The 18,409-nt window shown below is 43.4% G+C and carries 26 protein-coding genes; 10 read left to right on the forward strand and 16 right to left on the reverse strand.

The features are described from left to right. The first annotated feature begins 148 nt into the window (after positions 1-148). Entirely contained in the window at positions 149-400 is a 252-nt protein-coding gene (locus D9X91_RS03365) for a hypothetical protein (protein WP_121679153.1), read from the forward strand. A 234-nt stretch (positions 401-634) separates the two neighbouring features. On the opposite strand, the gene D9X91_RS03370 is transcribed toward D9X91_RS03365, so the two are convergent. The 4 genes from D9X91_RS03370 to D9X91_RS03385 form a co-directional block, all read right to left on the reverse strand. Further along, on the reverse strand, positions 635-820 hold the full coding sequence (locus D9X91_RS03370) for a ComZ family protein (RefSeq protein ID WP_121679154.1): 186 nt from the start codon (positions 818-820) through the stop codon (positions 635-637). A gap of 11 nt (positions 821-831) precedes the next feature. After that, positions 832-1,785 carry a BMP family ABC transporter substrate-binding protein gene (locus D9X91_RS03375; protein ID WP_121679155.1) on the reverse strand — a complete coding sequence of 318 codons (954 nt, stop codon included), beginning with the start codon at positions 1,783-1,785 and terminating at the stop codon, positions 832-834. Positions 1,786-1,893: 108 nt separating this feature from the next. Next, a complete protein-coding gene (locus D9X91_RS03380; protein WP_121679156.1) occupies positions 1,894-2,697 on the reverse strand; it encodes a Rossmann-fold NAD(P)-binding domain-containing protein in 804 nt (267 codons plus the stop codon). A gap of 90 nt (positions 2,698-2,787) precedes the next feature. Beyond that, positions 2,788-3,531: an alpha/beta hydrolase family protein gene (locus D9X91_RS03385; RefSeq protein WP_121679157.1), complete on the reverse strand. Its 744-nt coding sequence runs from the start codon at positions 3,529-3,531 to the stop codon at positions 2,788-2,790. A gap of 227 nt (positions 3,532-3,758) precedes the next feature. On the opposite strand from D9X91_RS03385, the gene D9X91_RS03390 reads away from it, so the two are divergent. Continuing rightward, complete coding sequence (locus tag D9X91_RS03390; RefSeq protein WP_121679158.1) at positions 3,759-3,941, forward strand: YjzD family protein; 183 nt, start codon at positions 3,759-3,761, stop codon at positions 3,939-3,941. A 70-nt stretch (positions 3,942-4,011) separates the two neighbouring features. On the opposite strand, the gene clpB is transcribed toward D9X91_RS03390, so the two are convergent. The 4 genes from clpB to yjfP form a co-directional block, all read right to left on the reverse strand. Beyond that, positions 4,012-6,633, reverse strand: a complete 2,622-nt coding sequence (gene clpB / locus D9X91_RS03395) for an ATP-dependent chaperone ClpB (RefSeq protein ID WP_121679159.1) — start codon at positions 6,631-6,633, stop codon at positions 4,012-4,014. A 112-nt stretch (positions 6,634-6,745) separates the two neighbouring features. Further along, the gene (locus D9X91_RS03400) at positions 6,746-6,925 is read right to left on the reverse strand and encodes a YjzC family protein (RefSeq protein WP_121679160.1); all 180 of its coding nucleotides are present in this window, start codon (positions 6,923-6,925) and stop codon (positions 6,746-6,748) included. 192 nt (positions 6,926-7,117) lie between these two features. Continuing rightward, on the reverse strand, positions 7,118-7,426 hold the full coding sequence (locus tag D9X91_RS03405; RefSeq protein ID WP_121679161.1) for a metal-sulfur cluster assembly factor: 309 nt from the start codon (positions 7,424-7,426) through the stop codon (positions 7,118-7,120). A 73-nt stretch (positions 7,427-7,499) separates the two neighbouring features. Continuing rightward, positions 7,500-8,267 carry an esterase gene (yjfP, locus tag D9X91_RS03410; protein ID WP_121679162.1) on the reverse strand — a complete coding sequence of 256 codons (768 nt, stop codon included), beginning with the start codon at positions 8,265-8,267 and terminating at the stop codon, positions 7,500-7,502. A gap of 164 nt (positions 8,268-8,431) precedes the next feature. On the opposite strand from yjfP, the gene D9X91_RS03415 reads away from it, so the two are divergent. The 3 genes from D9X91_RS03415 to D9X91_RS03420 all read left to right on the forward strand — a co-directional run bounded on the left by D9X91_RS03415 (position 8,432) and on the right by D9X91_RS03420 (position 9,678). Continuing rightward, positions 8,432-9,241: a Cof-type HAD-IIB family hydrolase gene (locus tag D9X91_RS03415; protein ID WP_121679163.1), complete on the forward strand. Its 810-nt coding sequence runs from the start codon at positions 8,432-8,434 to the stop codon at positions 9,239-9,241. Positions 9,242-9,350: 109 nt separating this feature from the next. Further along, positions 9,351-9,503: a hypothetical protein gene (locus D9X91_RS22695; RefSeq protein WP_199738070.1), complete on the forward strand. Its 153-nt coding sequence runs from the start codon at positions 9,351-9,353 to the stop codon at positions 9,501-9,503. 1 nt (position 9,504) lies between these two features. Further along, the gene (locus D9X91_RS03420) at positions 9,505-9,678 is read left to right on the forward strand and encodes a DUF3813 domain-containing protein (RefSeq protein ID WP_121679164.1); all 174 of its coding nucleotides are present in this window, start codon (positions 9,505-9,507) and stop codon (positions 9,676-9,678) included. A 58-nt stretch (positions 9,679-9,736) separates the two neighbouring features. Here D9X91_RS03420 and D9X91_RS03425 read toward each other — a convergent pair whose 3' ends face one another. Beyond that, positions 9,737-10,591, reverse strand: coding sequence for a YitT family protein (locus D9X91_RS03425; protein WP_407644170.1), 855 nt, complete (start codon positions 10,589-10,591; stop codon positions 9,737-9,739). A 221-nt stretch (positions 10,592-10,812) separates the two neighbouring features. Between D9X91_RS03425 and D9X91_RS03430 the strand changes: the two genes are divergently transcribed. From D9X91_RS03430 to D9X91_RS03450, 5 genes are all read left to right on the forward strand, one after another. Next, positions 10,813-11,673 carry a DegV family protein gene (locus tag D9X91_RS03430; RefSeq protein WP_121679166.1) on the forward strand — a complete coding sequence of 287 codons (861 nt, stop codon included), beginning with the start codon at positions 10,813-10,815 and terminating at the stop codon, positions 11,671-11,673. A gap of 62 nt (positions 11,674-11,735) precedes the next feature. Continuing rightward, positions 11,736-11,867, forward strand: coding sequence for a DUF3941 domain-containing protein (locus tag D9X91_RS03435; protein ID WP_121679167.1), 132 nt, complete (start codon positions 11,736-11,738; stop codon positions 11,865-11,867). A gap of 140 nt (positions 11,868-12,007) precedes the next feature. Beyond that, complete coding sequence (locus D9X91_RS03440) at positions 12,008-12,499, forward strand: YajQ family cyclic di-GMP-binding protein (protein ID WP_121679168.1); 492 nt, start codon at positions 12,008-12,010, stop codon at positions 12,497-12,499. A 66-nt stretch (positions 12,500-12,565) separates the two neighbouring features. Then, positions 12,566-13,903 (forward strand): CoA-disulfide reductase, encoded by a 1,338-nt coding sequence (locus D9X91_RS03445; RefSeq protein WP_121679169.1) that lies wholly within the window; start codon positions 12,566-12,568, stop codon positions 13,901-13,903. A 107-nt stretch (positions 13,904-14,010) separates the two neighbouring features. Beyond that, positions 14,011-14,877 carry an SDR family oxidoreductase gene (locus D9X91_RS03450; RefSeq protein ID WP_121679170.1) on the forward strand — a complete coding sequence of 289 codons (867 nt, stop codon included), beginning with the start codon at positions 14,011-14,013 and terminating at the stop codon, positions 14,875-14,877. A gap of 974 nt (positions 14,878-15,851) precedes the next feature. On the opposite strand, the gene D9X91_RS03455 is transcribed toward D9X91_RS03450, so the two are convergent. The 7 genes from D9X91_RS03455 to D9X91_RS03470 all read right to left on the reverse strand — a co-directional run bounded on the left by D9X91_RS03455 (position 15,852) and on the right by D9X91_RS03470 (position 18,318). Continuing rightward, a complete protein-coding gene (locus D9X91_RS03455) occupies positions 15,852-16,049 on the reverse strand; it encodes a hypothetical protein (protein WP_121679171.1) in 198 nt (65 codons plus the stop codon). 54 nt (positions 16,050-16,103) lie between these two features. Next, a complete protein-coding gene (locus D9X91_RS22305) occupies positions 16,104-16,310 on the reverse strand; it encodes a hypothetical protein (RefSeq protein WP_148709043.1) in 207 nt (68 codons plus the stop codon). 2 nt (positions 16,311-16,312) lie between these two features. Continuing rightward, positions 16,313-16,519, reverse strand: a complete 207-nt coding sequence (locus tag D9X91_RS22310; protein WP_148709044.1) for a hypothetical protein — start codon at positions 16,517-16,519, stop codon at positions 16,313-16,315. 55 nt (positions 16,520-16,574) lie between these two features. Then, positions 16,575-16,832 (reverse strand): hypothetical protein, encoded by a 258-nt coding sequence (locus D9X91_RS03465; protein WP_121679173.1) that lies wholly within the window; start codon positions 16,830-16,832, stop codon positions 16,575-16,577. Positions 16,833-16,834: 2 nt separating this feature from the next. Continuing rightward, the gene (locus D9X91_RS22985; RefSeq protein ID WP_267900797.1) at positions 16,835-16,966 is read right to left on the reverse strand and encodes a hypothetical protein; all 132 of its coding nucleotides are present in this window, start codon (positions 16,964-16,966) and stop codon (positions 16,835-16,837) included. Positions 16,967-16,991: 25 nt separating this feature from the next. Next, positions 16,992-17,228 carry a hypothetical protein gene (locus D9X91_RS22315; protein ID WP_148709045.1) on the reverse strand — a complete coding sequence of 79 codons (237 nt, stop codon included), beginning with the start codon at positions 17,226-17,228 and terminating at the stop codon, positions 16,992-16,994. Between the two features lie 64 nt (positions 17,229-17,292). Next, positions 17,293-18,318, reverse strand: a complete 1,026-nt coding sequence (locus tag D9X91_RS03470; RefSeq protein ID WP_121679174.1) for a LacI family DNA-binding transcriptional regulator — start codon at positions 18,316-18,318, stop codon at positions 17,293-17,295. Positions 18,319-18,409 lie beyond the last annotated feature (91 nt).

The raw sequence follows: 18,409 nt of genomic DNA on the forward strand, positions 1-18,409 counted from the left end.
AATATCAATTATTATGACTTGGTACTAATTTTATCTAAAATGATTTAGACTTGCAAACATTATTTATTGCATACTATTTCATTCGTCCATACCACTCTGCACACATGCCATATAAATAGTATAAGGACAATGATGGAGGTGAAATTTCTTGGCTGCTGAAAATATGCAAGGACAAAATCAACAGAAGCATCCTTTTGACATCATGGTGTTTGGCCAGAGAGAGAATAATGAAATCCAAGAAATGAAACAAGAGTCGAATATGGATGCCGTTCTCAATGGTATCGACATCGATGAAATGATGGGCCATATTGATTCGCTCGTCGATTCATTTTCGTATTTTAAACCATACTTTAAAAAAATGACTCCTCTTATTGACATATTTAAACAATCCGTCAAATAGATCAGAAGGTATGAGAAGGACAGTAACAAGGGCTTTCTTTTTGTAAGTTGTTCCCTCCGGATTCTCGCCCCTTCCGCTCCAATCAACACCCTATGATGAATGCTTATCAAAATAACCATAAATAACAACAAACTTTGAGAAAACAGCCTTACGAAAAGAAAAAGGGCGACTATGCTGCAGAATCACTCGTATGCCAGTGTAGCCATACGAGTGACTCTGCAATAAGTCTGCCCTTTATTGTTTCAATGCATCCTGTCTGCCCATTTCATAGGCCTCATTCATGACCTTCGTGAACAATTCCATGAATGGCTGGATCATTTCCATTGATAATTCCACTCCGGATTCTTCTAATTGCTGCTTCGCTTCAGGTAGATACTTCATTGCGATCTGCATGAATTCCATTGATTTGCCTTCGTTCATTGTTATTCCTCCTAGTGCGGTTTAGGTAGTTTTCCCGTGTTCTTGTAAGTCGAGATAAGTTGATTGATTTTTTCTTCAAATGGCTGATCCACTAAGTGGCTGTATGTCCCCATTGAGATGACATCATCCGGGAAGTCAAAGGTAAGATTCCCGGATTTTAATTTTCCTTGAGAAAATTTTTGTGCAACCAGCTCATACAGCTTCGGTACATGCTGCACCGTGCTTGTCAGGACAGTGGATTCTCCCAGATCTGATTGATCGGATACATATCCGATGGCATAGAGTCCTTTAGACTTCAATTGTTCGATTACAGGAACATTATACCCGTCCCCTGCCGGATACACAACGTCTACGCCTTGGGAAATCAAATCATTTAAGTACCGGATGGCGGTATCGCGATCATCCCAATTATTCACATATTTAACATTGACCTGGACATTTTTATCCTCGGCCTTTGCCCCCTCGATGAACCCTTTCACTTCAGGCTGCCAATCAAATGCAGCAATAATTCCGATCTGTTTTGTTTTGGTCATATGGGCAGCAGTCATCCCTCCGAAAAAACCCATTGCGTGACCTTTGAAGTTCAAGCTTGTCGTGTTTTTTTCGGTGGCATCTCCATTAAAGCAAACAAAATGGATCTTTGGATATTTATGGGCGATTTTGTTGAAGTATGGCGCATATTCACTGCCATGCCCAAAGATGAGATTGACCCCTTTTTGTTTAAAGTCTTTAACTGCCCTGTCTACCATGATCTCTGAATCTATCCCCTCTTTGTAGTACACGTCTACATTAAAACGGGACTGAATATTCAACATGCCTTTATAGCCTTTTGTCCCCCAGACCTGGTCACTGATCGTTTCTGGAACAAGCAGCCCGACTTTTTTCAATTTTCCATGATCTGCATTTTCGGAGCAGCTAGTTAAGAAAATAATAATTAGTAAGATAGGAAGGCACTTTTTGTACAAATTTCAGCAACTCCTTTAAGCTAACCAAATTGCTTTAGCATGAACGATTACGATTCACCCATAAACAATTCCTATTCTACCTTTCATTTCAAAATATGAAAAGAGTTACTAATCCCCTTTTCCCATCTGGGACTCTTGCCATGTTTTTTGACGTTCCAATCCCTCTTCAATAGACAGCGGACTTTTGACAGATAAAGAAATATGCGCTGAATCTCTTTTAAATGGCTTCATTTCATCTATAGTAACCTTGAATTTTTCATCCAGGTATTTTAAACCATTCAGCCATTCATTTTTGCGTCCACTATTCAGTACCACATCAAAATCATCATCGGTTTCTTCCAAATAGGTCAAAACAGCATTTGCAGCGTCATCGATAAATATCGCATCAGGTGGTGAATCGCTGCATTCTCCCAAACAGAGAGGATGTTTATTTTCAATGAGTTTATAAAAAGCAAACGCGGAAGGCTGCCATGGACCATAGATGGTCGGCAAGAAAACCTTGATCAAGGATTTTGCAGATTTAACTGAATCAAATGCTCTATCAGCTTCATTTTGATGCTCTGACAGCAGCGGCCGATGCGGCTCCAGCAGCACACAGCGGTTATTCCCAAGATTGGACACGCCGCCGAATTTGTCATTTAAGCTCATTAGTCCATCTGCATTATTGGTGCTGATGTAATCATAGATAGGGATGAAGAAATAGCTTGACTCTGTTCCGCTTGGGTTCCATTCATCAAATGGGATATATCGAATATTGGAATTACGCCCAAATTCAAGCCATTTTTCTTCCTGAACGCCGGTAAACCATTCCTCGTGGTCAACTGCAGTCACAGTGTACCCTCTATTTAAAAGTTCTTTGCAAAATGCAAATCCGATAAATTGACCTGCACATAAAACTACAGCTTGCTCCATCTTTTCGAAGCCCCCTCAATATCGATATTACTGTATCGTATGCGGGACTTCTTCATTTCTTTCATTTTCCATTGGCTATTTTCTCGGCGATTATAAATCAGCCTCGTTCATTTGAAGAAGTTTGAGGACTTTCCGTGTCATAAGCACCCTTTTTTCAGGAAGAAGATACTGTATCGTAATCGGGAGTTTTCTTTCCAAGCGAAAATGATAAAGACACTTGATGTACTCCTGCTGACTTTCATAGCGGCTTCTCTCAACCAGGCTGATAATCGATAAGGGACAATGGGTGTCATGAAGGACTTTTGTTTCCTGTTCATGCTGTATTATTTTATCCATGACCAAGGATTTGTCCACTTGGTAGCTGCTGCTAAGCTCTGAAACTAATTTCTTATAATAAAATTTCTTTTCCTGCTCCTGTTCGACATGACTCTTGAGCGACAGGCAAGGAGCGATGAAGACGACAGACCTGATCTTATGATCCATGACGTTCAACAGCCTTGGTACAGCCGCTGCTCCCATCCCTTCGGCAAGCACATGGATTTTATCATTTAGGATTTCCTGCTTCATGACAATATGATAAAGGGTATGCGCCAACTCTACAGCTCTTTCGCTCCCCCAGTGCCTTCCGCCATAATTCGAATAAAATACGATATATCCTGAATCGGTTAACTCCTGAATCATTTTCTTCCTGCCAATATTTTGTGTCCAAAAGCTTTGAGCTTCATCAACGAAATGCTGGACATCACCAAAAATCATCACCGCAAAGCCATTCGGCTTTTCAGGGTAATGGATCATACACCATTCATGTTCAATTTGAAAAGTTCGCTGCATCATAAGGAATTCTCCTTTTGCAAAATGAGTCATAATAATGTATGAAATGGTTTTCGTCAATGTATGGGACAGAGCCTATTTGTCTGCAAGAATGCGTAAAGAAAAGGTTTTCAAATTTTTCGTTAAAAATATTTATTAATTGGCATGGCTGTGATACTATGTAACGAGAAACTTATCAATTTCTTTGATTTACATATGATCGGCTTGAAAGCTTGAAACGAGGTGAAGAAATGAGATATATTTGGACTTTTCTTTGGACTTTTCTTTTAATTCAGATGGTTACCTATGTAGTTGGATCCATGAGCGGCACTTCTTATCACTTCTCAACCGGATTGGTTCTATCTCTTGTTACCACTGTGCTGATTTTCATCGTGCCAGCATTGATACCAAACGACACGATCGAACACGAATAAAAATTCATTTTTTAAAAAAAGGGGGCTCAAATGAGTCACCCCTTTTTTTGTTTCTATCGCTGATTTTTCTTTATTGACTGTGTCTTTTCGTTAAAGTTTTACTGGTTACTGATACTTGCATTTCCCCGTCTCTCATATTTATGAGGATGGAATCGTAAGGATGAACATTTCCAGCAATTATTTCTTTTGCCAGCTTTGTTTCCACCATCCTTTGAAGATAGCGCTTCAAAGGCCTCGCACCATATACCGGGTCATAGGCTTCTCTTGCAATGGACTCCTTTGCTTCTTCGGTGATTTCAATAAAAATATGCTGTTCTTCCAATCGCTTTTGCAGCTGCTTGATAAGGTTTGATACGATGGATTTAATGTTTTGGATGGTCAATGGATTAAATAGTACGACATCATCAACCCTATTCAGGAATTCCGGGCGGAAATGCTGACGAAGCTGCCCCATCACCTTATCCTTCGTCTCTTCTGGCGATTGTTCTGTATCCAGCAAAAAGTGGGATCCGATATTGGATGTCATAATAATGACGGTATTTTTGAAATCAACCGTTTTTCCCTGAGAATCGGTAATTCGGCCATCATCGAGTACCTGCAATAATATATTGAAAACCTCAATGTGGGCTTTTTCGATTTCATCGAGAAGGATGACTGAATATGGCTTCCTTCTGACGGCCTCAGTCAATTGTCCGCCTTCCTCATATCCTACATACCCAGGAGGAGCACCGATTAATCTTGAAACTGCATGTTTTTCCATATATTCCGACATATCGATCCGGATCATTTGTTCTTCACTGTCAAATAACGTCTGTGCCAATGATTTTGCAAGTTCTGTTTTCCCAACACCGGTAGGGCCAAGGAAAATGAATGAACCGATGGGACGATTCGGATCCTTGATGCCAGCCCTTGCCCGAAGAACGGCGTCGCTGACGAGGGAAACAGCTTCATCCTGGCCAACCACCCGTTCATGCAGGATGCTTTCTAATTTGAGCAGCTTTTCTCTTTCTCCTTCGACAAGCTTGGAAAGAGGAATTCCCGTCCACCATGAAACGATGCCTGCAATTTCTTCTTCCGTCACCTCTTCCCTTAGAAGCCTATTTTTGTTATCCTGCTGGGATGCCATTTCATTTTCAAGCTGCTTCAATTCTTTTTCAAGGGCAGGGAGCTTTCCGTGGCGGAGCTCAGCTGCTTTGTTTAAGTTATACTCGTTTTCAGCTTCCTCCAAGTCCCTTCTTACTTTCTCAATCTGCTCCCGTTTTCCCTGGACTTTTTGGATGCTCTGTTTTTCTTTTTGCCACTTCGCCCTCATGCCATCAGCTTTTTCTTTTAGGTCAGCCAGTTCTTTTTTTAAAATAGCGAGCCTTTCTTTGCTTGCTTCATCTTTTTCTTTCTTTAATGCCGCTTCTTCTATTTCAAGCTGCATGACCCTTCTTGTCACTTCATCCAATTCAGTCGGCATTGAATCGATTTCAGTCCTGATCATGGCGCAGGCTTCATCGACTAGATCGATGGCTTTGTCAGGAAGGAAACGATCGGATATATATCGATCTGATAGGGCTGCTGCAGCCACTAATGCCCTGTCATGGATATTGACCCCGTGATGGATTTCAAACCTTTCCTTAAGCCCCCTTAAAATGGAAATGGTGTCCTCCGGCGTCGGCTCTTGGACAAGCACCTGCTGAAACCTTCTTTCCAATGCGGGATCTTTTTCGATGTATTTTCGATGTTCATCCAGCGTTGTGGCACCAATGCAATGAAGTTCCCCTCTAGCCAGCATCGGTTTCAACATATTTCCAGCATCCATCGCACCTTCCGTTTTCCCTGCTCCGACGATTGTATGAATTTCATCAATGAATAAAAGGATGCGCCCATCGCTTTTTTTGATTTCCTGCAGTACGGCCTTAAGCCTTTCTTCAAACTCTCCCCGGAATTTCGCCCCGGCAATCAACGCACTCATATCCAAGGCAAAGATCGTTTTATCCTTTAATCCTTCTGGTACATCTTTACGGACAATCCGCTGGGCCAAGCCTTCGACGATGGCCGTCTTTCCAACACCTGGCTCTCCGATCAAGACAGGATTATTTTTTGTTTTTCTGGAAAGGATGCGGATGACATTCCTGATTTCCTGATCCCTCCCAATCACAGGATCAACCTTTCCTTCCTTTACTTCCGCAACGAGATCCCTTCCATATTTGGCAAGCGCCTCATAGGATGCCTCTGGATTTTGACTGGTCACTTTCTGATTCCCCCTGATTTCACTTATGATATTTTCCAGTGCACGTTTGGTGATTTGATTCTTTTCAAGAAATTGGACCAAGGGCAAATTCTTTTGATCCATGATTCCGAGCAATAAATGCTCTACTGACAAATATTCATCCTGATACGTTTCCTTTATCTTCTCGCCCGTTTCCAAAAGCTTTTGGAGATTACTCGAGATGTACTGTCCCCCATTTACCCCTGCGCCCGTAACGGTCGGTTTCTTACTTAAATGCTGCTGCAGATAGTGAGTCAAGCTGTCTTTTTCAAGTCCAAGACGAGCATATACATTTTTCATCAGGCTTTCCGGCTGATCCAGAAGAGTTTGCCAAAGATGCAATATATCCATCTCCTGGTGATTAGCCCTTGAAGCGTCTTTTTGTGCAGATATCATTCCCTCCTGCAATGATATTGTCATCTTGCTAATATCCATCTCCGCACCTCTTTTGACCTTTTTTGACCTTTATGTAACCATTATAAGACATTGGGAGAAAAAGTAAAAGAAAAAGCCCTGCATACATTCATATCGCATGCAGAGCTTTGTTTCATGGCTTTCTCATATACGACCAATGCCGGTCTGCATTAGCTGTTTCAGGGAAACGATCCCCTGCTTTTAATTTGATCTTTCTTGGGTTTTTCACCATACTGCCAGTTTCACCTATTTCAACGTAGAATCCGTTATTGGGAGCCTTTTGTCCAGCTCTAAAATGATGATTTTGGCCCATGAAATTTCCCTCCCTTAAAGAAGCAACATGCTTCCTTTAAAGTTTTCGCATATCCCTTGCGTTTCATGAGCGTTGATTTTTTCCAATGGTTCTTTGTAAAGACTATTCAGGTTGATTTCCACGGCAGGATGCTCGCTTTCCGACCATTCAATCAAAAAAGCCGATTCCCACTATGAGAACCGGCCATAATATTTATCGGATACCTAGCGCGATCTTGGCATAACGGGACATGTTATCTTTAGACCAAGGCGGATTCCAAACAATGTTGACTTCCGTTGATTTCACTTCGGGTATATCCTTCAGTGCAGCTTTTACTTGATCGACGATTGTCCCAGCGAGAGGACAACCCATTGATGTCAGTGTCATCGTCACTGTAGTTTGTCCCTCGTCATCCATTTCGGCATCGTAAACGAGTCCCAGGTTAACAATATCGATGCCTAATTCAGGGTCCACCACTTGTTCAAGGGCACCCATGATATTATCTTTCAAATCTTGATCCATATATAACACTCCTTGTCTCAGGTCATTCTACCTTAATCATAACAAATGAACCGCCACATGGAAAACGATTCATTTACATGTGCTCTTCAAACCATTCCACTGTTTTGAGCAATCCGTGCCTCGTTACTTTGTGATCTGCCTTCTCATCCACTATAAATTGTAATTTGTCCTCTTTTCCAACATAATATTTAGAAATGGCTTCATAAAAATCATAGGCTGGTCCAAACGGAACGATCGGGTCTTTCTTGCCGTGCCAAAAAAGGAGCGGTCGGCCATTAAGCTTCTCCATCTGCTGGCTTAAATCATACTGTGCCAAGATTGAAAATTGATGTTCAAGCTCCTGTTCCGATAAGGGGATGGCGACATGATTTTGCCTTAAGTAATCGATTTGGGAACGTGCAAATGTTTCATATGCCCCATTTCCCATTAAGCTGACCCCCGTATTGATCCAATCGTATTGTGAAATGGCACCCAGAGTCGTTATCGCCCCCATTGATGTACCGACCACACCGATCCGATTTTCGTCTGCCAGTCCATCATTTACAAATGAGTCTTTCAATATTCCGAGCTCTTCTATATTTTGAATGACGATCTTCCAAAAATAAAAGCTTAATTCCCTTTGATTCAATCCTTGAATGCGTTCTCCATGAAAATGAGCGTCGGGCAAAACGACCCGGAAGCCTTTTTCAGCAAGTAAATAGGCATAGTGTAAATTATGTTCTTTGGCTGAAGTGAACCCATGAAGGAAAAAGATCAATGGCAGTGCTTCATTCTGAGCGCTCCCGCCCACTACATGGAGCAATGGAATATCACGGATGGTCTCCTTATGTATTTGAATCAAGATGTCCCTCTCCCTTGCATCATGCTTTTAATAATCACCTGTTTTTTGGTAAAATAACGGATACTATGCAATATAAGTTTTTCCTAAGTTAAGTTTAACATGTGGTATTAAGATTTCATAAACATATACACTGAGTTTAGAAAAAGAGATAGAGGAGAATGAAGATGCCTGAAAAACACTTGATTTGCCTGGATTTAGATGGAACATTATTGACAGATAAAAAAACAATCAGCGACCGTACCAAAACGGTCATTTCAAAAGCGATGGAAGCAGGACATAAAGTCATCATTTCCACCGGCCGCCCTTATCGCTCAAGCGAAATGTATTATAAAGAACTGAATTTGAATACGCCAATCGTCAATTTCAATGGGGCATTCATCCATCACCCATTGGACAGCAAATGGGGGCTTTACCACTCACCGCTCGATATCGATGTCGCCAAGGAAATCGTCGACGCTTGCCAAAAATATACGATACATAATATTGTCGCGGAAGTCATGGATGAAGTTTACTTCCATTACCATAGTGAAAAACTGATGGATATATTCAGCCTCGGAAACCCTGATATCACGACTGGGGACCTTCGGGATTATTTGACCGACAGCCCTACTTCTTTATTAATCCATGCGGAAGAATCGCACGTTTCCGAAATCAGAGAACATTTGAGTACAGTTCACGCCGACCTTATTGATCACCGGCGCTGGGCTGCCCCTTGGCATGTGATTGAAATCGTCCGAAATGGCATACACAAGGCTGTAGGAGTCAAAAAAATAGCTGAGTATTTTAACATCCCTCAGCAACGAATCATCGCTTTCGGCGACGAAGACAACGATTTGGAAATGATTGAATATGCAGGGATCGGTGTCGCCATGGGGAATGCCATTGACAATTTGAAAAATATCGCAAATGAGATCACCCTTTCCAACGAAGACGAAGGTATTGCAGCATTCCTGGAAGATCGATTGAACCTGTAGTTATTGGAAGTTTCCCCAAACAAACCATTAAGTAAAGATCCTTTTTCAGGCCATACTAATATCGAACGACAAATCTCGTTCATGCATGCTTGAAAAAGGGGTGTTCATTGTGGGCAAAAGAAATAAATCGAAACGATTTGTTCAACAGGGCAAGGATGCGGTCGATCAGCACGACAGCCGTTTCCCATACCGACTCACTTATGCAGAGGCCGAAGCTCAAAAGCTTCAAAACGTTGAAAAATCCTCTTTAGGAGGAGTCTGACGTGGCCAACCGACTATTTCAGCAAGCCCGGAATCAAGTGGAATTAGCGAAGCAATCCCGAAACCTTAACGACTATGACAAAGCCAAAAACGCTTTATCATCAGCCTATGCAAACTCTACTGCAGCTGAACAGCTTCAGCTTCGTCAAATGCAGCAGGAATTGGATGAGTTATAATAAAGTGTGCGGCTAATCAAAAAAAGCGATTTTCCGTTGGAAAATCGCTTTTTTTATATCATTCTTTCCTGAAAAAACCGAATATCCCTGCAGTTTCGACGATATTGGTAAAGGCATTGGGATCGACTTCCTTAATGACTTGTTCGAGATTGTAAAGCTCATACCGTGTGATGACGATGATGAGCATCTCTTTGTCTTCCCCTTTAAAAGCACCTTTGGCTGGCACCCTCGTAATTCCCCTCACCATTTTATCATGGATCGCCGTCTTTAATTCATCGGCCTTTTTCGTGATGATCATAGCTGTCAGTTTTTCATGGCGGGTATGGATCGCATCGATCACCCTTGTTGAGGCATATAATGTGACGAGTGTATACAATGCTTTTTCTGATCCGTACAGGGCGCCTGCAGTTATGATGATGACAGCATTCAAAGTGAAAAAGTATGTACCGACGGGCCTATCCTTCATTCTGGAAAGGATCATTGCCACAATGTCCAACCCTCCTGTTGAAGCCCCCCATTTCAATGTGATCCCTACGCCTACAGCTGCGATCACCCCACCAAATACAGCATTCAACAATATATCCGGGGAATGCTTTTCAATAGGAATGAGTTCAAGAAAAAAGGTCATACATGTAACAGACACAAAACTATATAAAGTGAAAGCCTTGCCTATTTTCCTCCATCCCAAAATCGTTACGGGGACGTTCAAAAGAAATAATAAAATACCTGTGGAAACGTTCAAAGGTGTATATTCAGTCAAAATATTGGATAATAATTGGGCCACCCCTGTAAAACCGCTCGCATAAACCTTTGCCGGAATCAAAAAATGATTCATGGCAATTGCATTCAATAATGCACCGACTACGACAATGATTAACTTCTTCGTTTCCTGCCAAATTACATCCCTCGTCATATGCATCCTCCTCATTTGCTAAATCACATTCAATGTTAATTACGGGATTCCTTCTGCACCAATTCAAATTATAACAAGTAAAACAAATAATATCGCTTAATAATTCAGTAATACTTACCTATACTTTTAACCATTTTCCATGTTATGTAACACACTTATTGTCAATCCGTGATAAAATAGCTAAACTTAATACATAAATTCCAAGTCGAAAGGTGAATGAAATGGCCATACAATTATTAGCGGATAGCGCATGCGATTTACCTTTATCCTTTTTTGAAGAAAATAATGCAACGCTTATTCCATTAAGGGTGGAGATTGATTCCAAAGAATATGACGACCTTCTTTCCATCAGCCCTGAACAGCTTTATAACCATGTGCGTGAAGGAAAAATGCCAAAGACGTCTCAGGCATCCCCCCAAGTAATGCAAACCATCTTCAGAGAGCTTGCCGAAAATAAACAACCCGGCATCTATATTGCTTTTTCTTCAGAGCTTTCAGGTACATACCAGACAGCGATGATGGTCCATGATCAGGTCATGGAAGATTTCCCAAATCTTGATTTAACGATCATCGATTCCAAATGCGCCTCGTTGGGATATGGTTTAGTTGTAATGGAAGCTGCTAAAGCCATCAAGAACAATGGTTCAAGAGAAGATATTTTAAACGATATCCGTTTTTTTTGTCAACATATGGAGCACTTGTTTACGGTGGAAGATTTAGAATTTCTGGCCCGAGGCGGAAGGGTATCCAAAGCTTCGGCATTCATAGGCGGCCTGTTAAACATTAAACCGCTCTTGCACGTCGAGGATGGCAAGCTTGTACCATTAGAAAAGATCAGGGGAAGAAAAAAACTATTCAAGCGCATGCTGGAATTAATGAAAGAACGTGGAAGTGATTTTGAAGACCAGATTATTGGAATCAGCCACGGTGATGATGAAGAAGCTGCCCAGCAGGTGAAGGATATGATCTTTTCTGAACTGAATGTTAAAGATGTCTATATATCCATGATTGGAGCAGCGGTCGGTTCCCACTCAGGTCCGGGAACGATTGCCCTTTTCTTCTTGAATCAAACAAAATCTTGACATAAACTTTATGGCTTGCGGCAACAATAATCCTATATCTTGCATTGAAAGGAATGAATGTTGTGCCGCACACTTCAGATAACGATAAAAAAGCAAAGGACAATAACGCTTTGCTTCATGAAAAGAATATGGAACGGGAAAAGAACCGCCAAAAAGGAAAACATCAATACTCTAAAAAAACAGACCATTTGTAATTCGTTTTTATGCCTGAAACAACTCCCTGTCGCCGGGAATCGTTTCAGGCTTTTTTATATCCTTTTTCATTTCGAGCAGTTGTAACCTCCCCTCAGTTTATCTATAATTGAACAAAGAAATATGTTTCCGGAGGGATAAAATGGCTAAAGAAAGTTCATTCGATATTGTTTCAAAAGTGGATATGGCTGAAGTAACCAATGCGGTCAACATTGCATTGAAGGAAATCCAGAACCGCTATGATTTCAAAGGCAGCAAAAGTGATATCAAACTGGAGAAAGATGAGCTCGTGCTCCTTTCTGATGACGAATTTAAGCTGGGCCAATTAAAGGATGTTTTACTCAGCAAATTAATTAAGCGGGATGTACCTGTCAAGAACCTTGAGTATGGGAAAGCAGAAAATGCATTTGGCGGAACCGTCCGCCAGCGGGCAAAGCTTGTACAGGGAATCGATAAAGATAATGCCAAAAAAATTAATGCCATCATCAAGAATTCAGGCCTAAAAGTAAAAACACAGACTCAGGATGATCAAATTCGAGTAACAGGCAAAAGCCGTGACGACTTGCAGGGCATCATCGCCGCGATACGGAATGCCGATCTGCCGATTGATGTTCAATTCATAAATTATCGATAATATGGCTACTTTTCAAAACGAATGGGTATAGTATAACCCATTCGTTTTTTATTGGAGGTATATTCAATGACAAAACATGCGGTAATCATCGGCGGTGTTGCCGGCGGAGCCACTGCAGCTGCACAGCTGAGAAGATTGGATTCAAACATTAAAATTACGATAGTTGAAAAAGGCAATCATATTTCCTACTCGAATTGCGGGATTCCCTACTTCATTGGAGGCGTCGTAGAAAAACGCGAAAAGATTCTAAAGGAAACATCAGAGTTTGCACAAAAATATGACTGCGACATTCGAACAGCGAGTGAAGCAACCAAGATTAATCGAAACGAAAAAAAAATTACATACAAACACATTCCTTCCGGTAAAATTGAGAGCTTGGATTATGACATACTCATCATGTCTCCAGGTGCATCGCCGCGAATTCCTGATATAAGCGGCCTGCCCTCCCAAAATGCCTTCACTGTAAAATCCATACACGATATGGACACCATCATCGATTATATGGAGAACACCTCACCAAAGAACGCAGCTATCATCGGAGGAGGATTCATCGGGATGGAAATGGCGGAAAACCTGACTATAAGTGGCCTTGATGTCAGCATCATCGAACGGTCCGAACATGTAATGGGGATCATGGACGCAGATCTGGCAGAAGTCATTCAGGATGAGCTAAAGAAAAAAGGTGTATCGCTGTTCGTGAATGAGGATGTCATCTCTATAGATAGCGATGGTCGTACATTGAGGTGCAAAAGCGGCAGGGAAATTGCTGCCGACATGATTATTCTTGCACTTGGAATCACTCCCAATAATCAGCTGGCAATAGATGCAGGACTCGAAATCGGAGAAGCGACAAACGGCATCCTTGTGAATGAATACATGCAGACGAATGATCCATCCATTTATGCACTCGGTGATGTCGTGGAAACTTGGGACCCAATCTTTCAAATGCCAAAGCAAGTACCACTTGCATGGCCTGCACATAGGCAAGCCTTCATTATTGCCAACCACATTAATGGAGAGAATATAGCGTATTCAGGGACATTTGGTACAGCCATCATCAAGATTTTCGATCTGACCGCTGCCATGATCGGGCATAACAAAACGAGTCTAAAAAAGATGAACAAACCCTTCAATACCACTGCCATCGAATCTACATCGCATGCAAGCTATTATCCAAAACCCGGACATTTAATGATGAAAGTCCATTATGGACCTGAATCCAGACAGATATTTGGAGCCCAGGCTGTCGGAACAGATGGTGTGGATAAACGGATCGACGTGCTTGCGACAGCGATGAAAGGAAATTTGACAGTCGATCAGCTTCAAGATCTCGAGCTTGCTTATGCGCCGCCCTATTCTTCCCCAAAGGATCCAGTAAACATATTAGGGTATAAGGCGAAGTAACCATTCAATTTTTACTAATTTTTGAAAAATAGCAGAACCTAAACATATCCGAGCATGTCCAGGGTAAAACATAATAATCATTCACCAAACCGATAGGAGTGTTCAACGTGAATTCAAATGAGCAAAAACAAACGTTTCCACCACAACACCAAAATGTACAGCCGGGAATCGAATCACAAATGAATCCTAACCCCCAATCAATCGACCCAGCCTATAAAGGCAGCGGCAAACTTGCCGGTAAAGTCGCAATCATTACAGGCGGCGACAGCGGAATCGGACGCTCGGTCGCAATTTACTTTGCAAAGGAAGGCGCCGATATTGCCATCATTTATTTGGATGAGCACGATGATGCACAAAAGACAGCTGACTTGATCAAGCAAGATGGCTGCCAATGCCTGCTATTCTCAGGGGATATCGGGAGTGAAACATATTGCAAGGATGTGGTGAACAAAATCCATGAGCATTATGGAAAAATCGACATTTTAGTCAATAATGCAGCCGAACAGCATCCGCAAAAAAGCATATTGGACATCAGTACATCACAGCTGGAAAAAACATTCCGTACAAATATCTTCTCCTTTTTCCATATGACAAAAGCCGTGCTTCCTCATATGAAAAAAGGTGATGCCATTGTCAACACCGCCTCAGTAACCGCTTATCACGGCAATGACCAGCTTATCGACTATTCATCAACCAAAGGAGCCATCGTGGCATTCACAAGGTCTTTGGCGATGTCCCTTGCTTCACAGGGCATCAGGGTGAACGGAGTAGCACCAGGACCTATCTGGACCCCGCTCATTCCTTCCACATTTACAGCAGACAAAGTTTCACAATTCGGTGCAAACACACCGCTGGGAAGGGCAGGACAACCGTTTGAATTGGCCCCGGCCTATGTTTATCTGGCCTCAAACGACTCACAATACGTCACAGGACAAATGATCCACATAAACGGAGGCACCATCGTCAATGGGTAATAGAAAAGCGGAGACGGCTTGTTAGAGACGAAGAGATTGGACTGAAGCACCTCGAGATAAAGGAAACACAAAAGGCGACAGCCTTTTGATGTTGATTTATCGTAAGCGTGATGAGGGAAATCTCACAGTCTCTAGCCGGCGGAGCTGGACAACAAGAATAGCGGAGGCACCCTGTCCATCGCCATAAAAACTGGACTGACCCGAGTGAGATAAAGGAAACACAAAAGGCGACAGCCTTTTGATGTTGACTTATCGTAGACGAGGGGAGGGAAGTTTTCTAGGCGATAGGGTGCCGGAGCTGGACAACAAGAATAGCGGAGGCACCCTGTCCATCGCCATAAAAACTGGACTGACCCGAGTGAGATAAAGGAAACACAAAAGGCGACAGCCTTTTGATGATGACTTATCGTAGACGAGGGGAGGGAAGTTTTCTAGGCGATAGGGTGCCGGAGCTGGACAACAAGAATAGCGGAGGCACCCTGTCCATCGCCATAAAAACTGGACTGACCCGAGTGAGATAAAGGAAACACAAAAGGCGACAGCCTTTTGATGATGACTTATCGTAGACGAGGGGAGGGAAGTTTTCTAGGCGATAGGGTGCCGGAGCTGGACAACAAGAATAGCGGAGACACCCTGTCCATCGCCATAAAAACTGGACTGACCCGAGTGAGATAAAGGAAACACAAAAGGCGACAGCCTTTTGATGATGACTTATCGTAGACGAGGGGAGGGAAGTTTTCTAGGCGATAGGGTGCCGGAGCTGGACAACAAGAATAGCGGAGACACCCTGTCCATCGCCATAAAAACTGGACTGACCCGAGTGAGATAAAGGAAACACAAAAGGCGACAGCCTTTTGATGATGACTTATCGTAGACGAGGGGAGGGAAGTTTTCTAGGCGATAGGGTGCCGGAGCTGGACAACAAGAATAGCGGAGACACCTTGACAGAGATGAAAAGAAAGGAAAATTGTAGTTCAAATTTTCCTTGGAATGAAGCATTGAGAGGTTAAGGGCAAATTTGATTCAGAGGTCTCTTTTGGATTATCAAATTCCTCTTTGATGACCGTTTTTACCCCCAACGCTCTCGATTCGATCATCAAACGGCCGCTTTGGTGACCATTCTCACCCCATCGCTCTCGAGCCGGGCAGCAAACGGCCGCTTTGGTGACCATTTTCACCCCATCGCTCTCGATTCGATCATCAAACGGCCTCTTTGATGACCGTTTTTACCCCAACGCTCTCGAGCCGGGCAGCAAACGACCGCTTTGGTGACCATTTTCACCCCATCGCTCTCGAGCCGGGCAGCAAACGGCCTCTTTGATGACCGTTTTTACCCCCAACGCTCTCTGGCCGGGCAGCAAACGGCCGCTTTGATGACCATTTTTGCCCCATTGCTCTCGATTCGGGCAGCAAACGGCCGCTTTGGTGACCATTTTCACCCCATCGCTCTCGAGCCGGGCAGCAAACGGCCTCTTTGATGACCGTTTTTACCCCCAACGCTCTCTGGCCGGGCAGCAAACGGCCGCTTTGATGACCATTTTTGCCCCATTGCTCTCGATTCGGGCAGCAAACGGCCGCTTTGGTGACCATTTTCACCCCATCGCTCTCGAGCCGGGCAGCAAACGGCCTCTTTGATGACCATTTTTACCCCCAACGCTCTCGATTCGATCATCAAACGGCCGCTTTGGTGACCATTTTCACCCAATCGCTCTCGATTCGATCATCAAACGGCCTCTTTGATGACCGTTTTTACCCCAACGCTCTCTGGCCGGGCAGCAAACAGCCGCTTTGGTGACCATTCTCACCCCATCGCTCTCGAGCCGGGCAGCAAACGGCCTCTTTGATGACCATTTTTGCCCCATCGCTCTCGATTCGATCATCAAACGGCCTCTTTGATGACCGTTTTTAGCCCATCGCTCTCTGGCCGGGCAGCAAACAGCCGCTTTGGTGACCATTTTCACCCCATCGCTCTCGATTCGGGCAGCAAACGGCCGCTTTGGTGACCATTTTCACCCCATCGCTCTCGAGCCGGGCAGCAAACGGCCTCTTTGATGACCGTTTTTACCCCCAACGCTCTCGATTCGATCATCAAACGGCCGCTTTGGTGACCATTTTCACCCAATCGCTCTCGATTCGATCATCAAACGGCCTCTTTGATGACCGTTTTTACCCCAACGCTCTCTGGCCGGGCAGCAAACAGCCGCTTTGGTGACCATTCTCACCCCATCGCTCTCGAGCCGGGCAGCAAACGGCCTCTTTGATGACCATTTTTGCCCCATCGCTCTCGATTCGGGCAGCAAACAGGGAGGTTCGCTATGCACGCCATGTGGAACACGATCCCCCTGTTTCAATCATAACCAAACCAAAAAACAGCAATAACCCGACTCTGATAGCGCGGGTTATTGCTGTTGGAAACTATTCATTTCTTTCACTGCATGAACATCTTTTGACGATTTCATGCGGAACAATGACACGTTTAATCGGTTCCTTTGGATTTTCAATCCGCTGGATCAATGATTTTGCAGCTTGAAAGCCTAGGTCAAATATATTGATGTCCACCGATGTCAATGGCGGTTTGGACATTTCCGTCATAAGGACATTATTGAAACTGATGATCGAGATGTCTTCAGGAACACGGATATTCATTTCATCCAACGTATTCAATACACCGAGCGCCATGAGATCATCAACGACGATCAGAGCTGTTGGCGGCTCCTTGAGCATCATCAGTTCGTTGACGGCTTCCCTTCCGCCCTCGCGCAGAAATTCTTCATGGATGATATAATCATCCCGCAGCGGAATACCCGCTTGACGAAGCGCCTTTTCATACCCAAGCAACCGCTCAACCGTCACAACAAGATTGAGATCTCCCCCGATAAAAGCTATTCTTTCATGGCCTAAATCAAGCATATATTGTGCAACTTCTTTCGTTGCCCTGAAGTTGTCATTGTCTACATGAGTGATTTCTTCTACATATTTAAAGGGTTTCCCGATCATCACAAATGGGAAGTTTCTCTCCTTCAGATACATTAAAAGGCGGTCTTCCACTTTTGAGTATAGCAGGACGACGCCATCCACCCTGCCCCCTTGCACCATCTGGACAACACCATTGTATATCTCTTCCTCTGTTTTGCCTGTTGTCAGCTGAAGTGCATACTGTTTCTCGTCTGCCCCTTCACTTAGCCCTCTCAATACAGTAGGGAAAAAAGGATTTTGAAAAAACACTTCCGTCGATCCCGGCATGACCAGTCCAAGCACTTGGGTGGATTGATTGGCCAAGCTCCGAGCTATGAAATTCGGATGGTAGCCCAGGTTTTCCATAGCTTCCCTGACTTTTTTCTTTGTCCGTTCGCTAATTCTAGGGTGGTTCGCGATGACGCGTGAAACGGTTGATGGTGCAACATTTGCTGCCTTAGCGACATCTTTGATGGTTACGGCCATTTTTTTCACCTCTATTTCAAAAGCTTAAACACAATGCATGTGCTATTTTTGTACAATAGCCCTTGGCATCCGGTGAAAAGCCATGATTTTT

The organism is Falsibacillus albus (assembly GCF_003668575.1).
In the GTDB taxonomy this organism is placed as follows: domain Bacteria; phylum Bacillota; class Bacilli; order Bacillales; family DSM-25281; genus Falsibacillus; species Falsibacillus albus.

What these genes read in the sequence shown, in the direction of transcription:
- D9X91_RS03370 (WP_121679154.1), bottom strand. Translation starts at nt 820, where the DNA reads ATGAACGAAGGCAAATCAATGGAATTCATGCAGATCGCAATGAAGTAT.
- D9X91_RS03380 (WP_121679156.1), bottom strand. Translation starts at nt 2,697, where the DNA reads ATGGAGCAAGCTGTAGTTTTATGTGCAGGTCAATTTATCGGATTTGCA.
- D9X91_RS03385 (WP_121679157.1), bottom strand. Translation starts at nt 3,531, where the DNA reads ATGATGCAGCGAACTTTTCAAATTGAACATGAATGGTGTATGATCCAT.
- D9X91_RS03390 (WP_121679158.1), top strand. Translation starts at nt 3,759, where the DNA reads ATGAGATATATTTGGACTTTTCTTTGGACTTTTCTTTTAATTCAGATG.
- clpB (WP_121679159.1), bottom strand. Translation starts at nt 6,633, where the DNA reads ATGGATATTAGCAAGATGACAATATCATTGCAGGAGGGAATGATATCT.
- D9X91_RS03400 (WP_121679160.1), bottom strand. Translation starts at nt 6,925, where the DNA reads ATGGGCCAAAATCATCATTTTAGAGCTGGACAAAAGGCTCCCAATAAC.
- D9X91_RS03405 (WP_121679161.1), bottom strand. Translation starts at nt 7,426, where the DNA reads ATGGATCAAGATTTGAAAGATAATATCATGGGTGCCCTTGAACAAGTG.
- D9X91_RS03415 (WP_121679163.1), top strand. Translation starts at nt 8,432, where the DNA reads ATGCCTGAAAAACACTTGATTTGCCTGGATTTAGATGGAACATTATTG.
- D9X91_RS03425 (WP_407644170.1), bottom strand. Translation starts at nt 10,591, where the DNA reads ATGACGAGGGATGTAATTTGGCAGGAAACGAAGAAGTTAATCATTGTC.
- D9X91_RS03430 (WP_121679166.1), top strand. Translation starts at nt 10,813, where the DNA reads ATGGCCATACAATTATTAGCGGATAGCGCATGCGATTTACCTTTATCC.
- D9X91_RS03440 (WP_121679168.1), top strand. Translation starts at nt 12,008, where the DNA reads ATGGCTAAAGAAAGTTCATTCGATATTGTTTCAAAAGTGGATATGGCT.
- D9X91_RS03445 (WP_121679169.1), top strand. Translation starts at nt 12,566, where the DNA reads ATGACAAAACATGCGGTAATCATCGGCGGTGTTGCCGGCGGAGCCACT.
- D9X91_RS03455 (WP_121679171.1), bottom strand. Translation starts at nt 16,049, where the DNA reads ATGGTCACCAAAGCGGCCGTTTGCTGCCCGGCTCGAGAGCGATGGGGT.
- D9X91_RS22305 (WP_148709043.1), bottom strand. Translation starts at nt 16,310, where the DNA reads ATGGTCACCAAAGCGGCCGTTTGCTGCCCGAATCGAGAGCAATGGGGC.
- D9X91_RS22310 (WP_148709044.1), bottom strand. Translation starts at nt 16,519, where the DNA reads ATGGTCATCAAAGAGGCCGTTTGCTGCCCGGCTCGAGAGCGATGGGGT.
- D9X91_RS03465 (WP_121679173.1), bottom strand. Translation starts at nt 16,832, where the DNA reads ATGGTCACCAAAGCGGCTGTTTGCTGCCCGGCCAGAGAGCGATGGGCT.
- D9X91_RS22985 (WP_267900797.1), bottom strand. Translation starts at nt 16,966, where the DNA reads ATGATCGAATCGAGAGCGTTGGGGGTAAAAACGGTCATCAAAGAGGCC.
- D9X91_RS03470 (WP_121679174.1), bottom strand. Translation starts at nt 18,318, where the DNA reads ATGGCCGTAACCATCAAAGATGTCGCTAAGGCAGCAAATGTTGCACCA.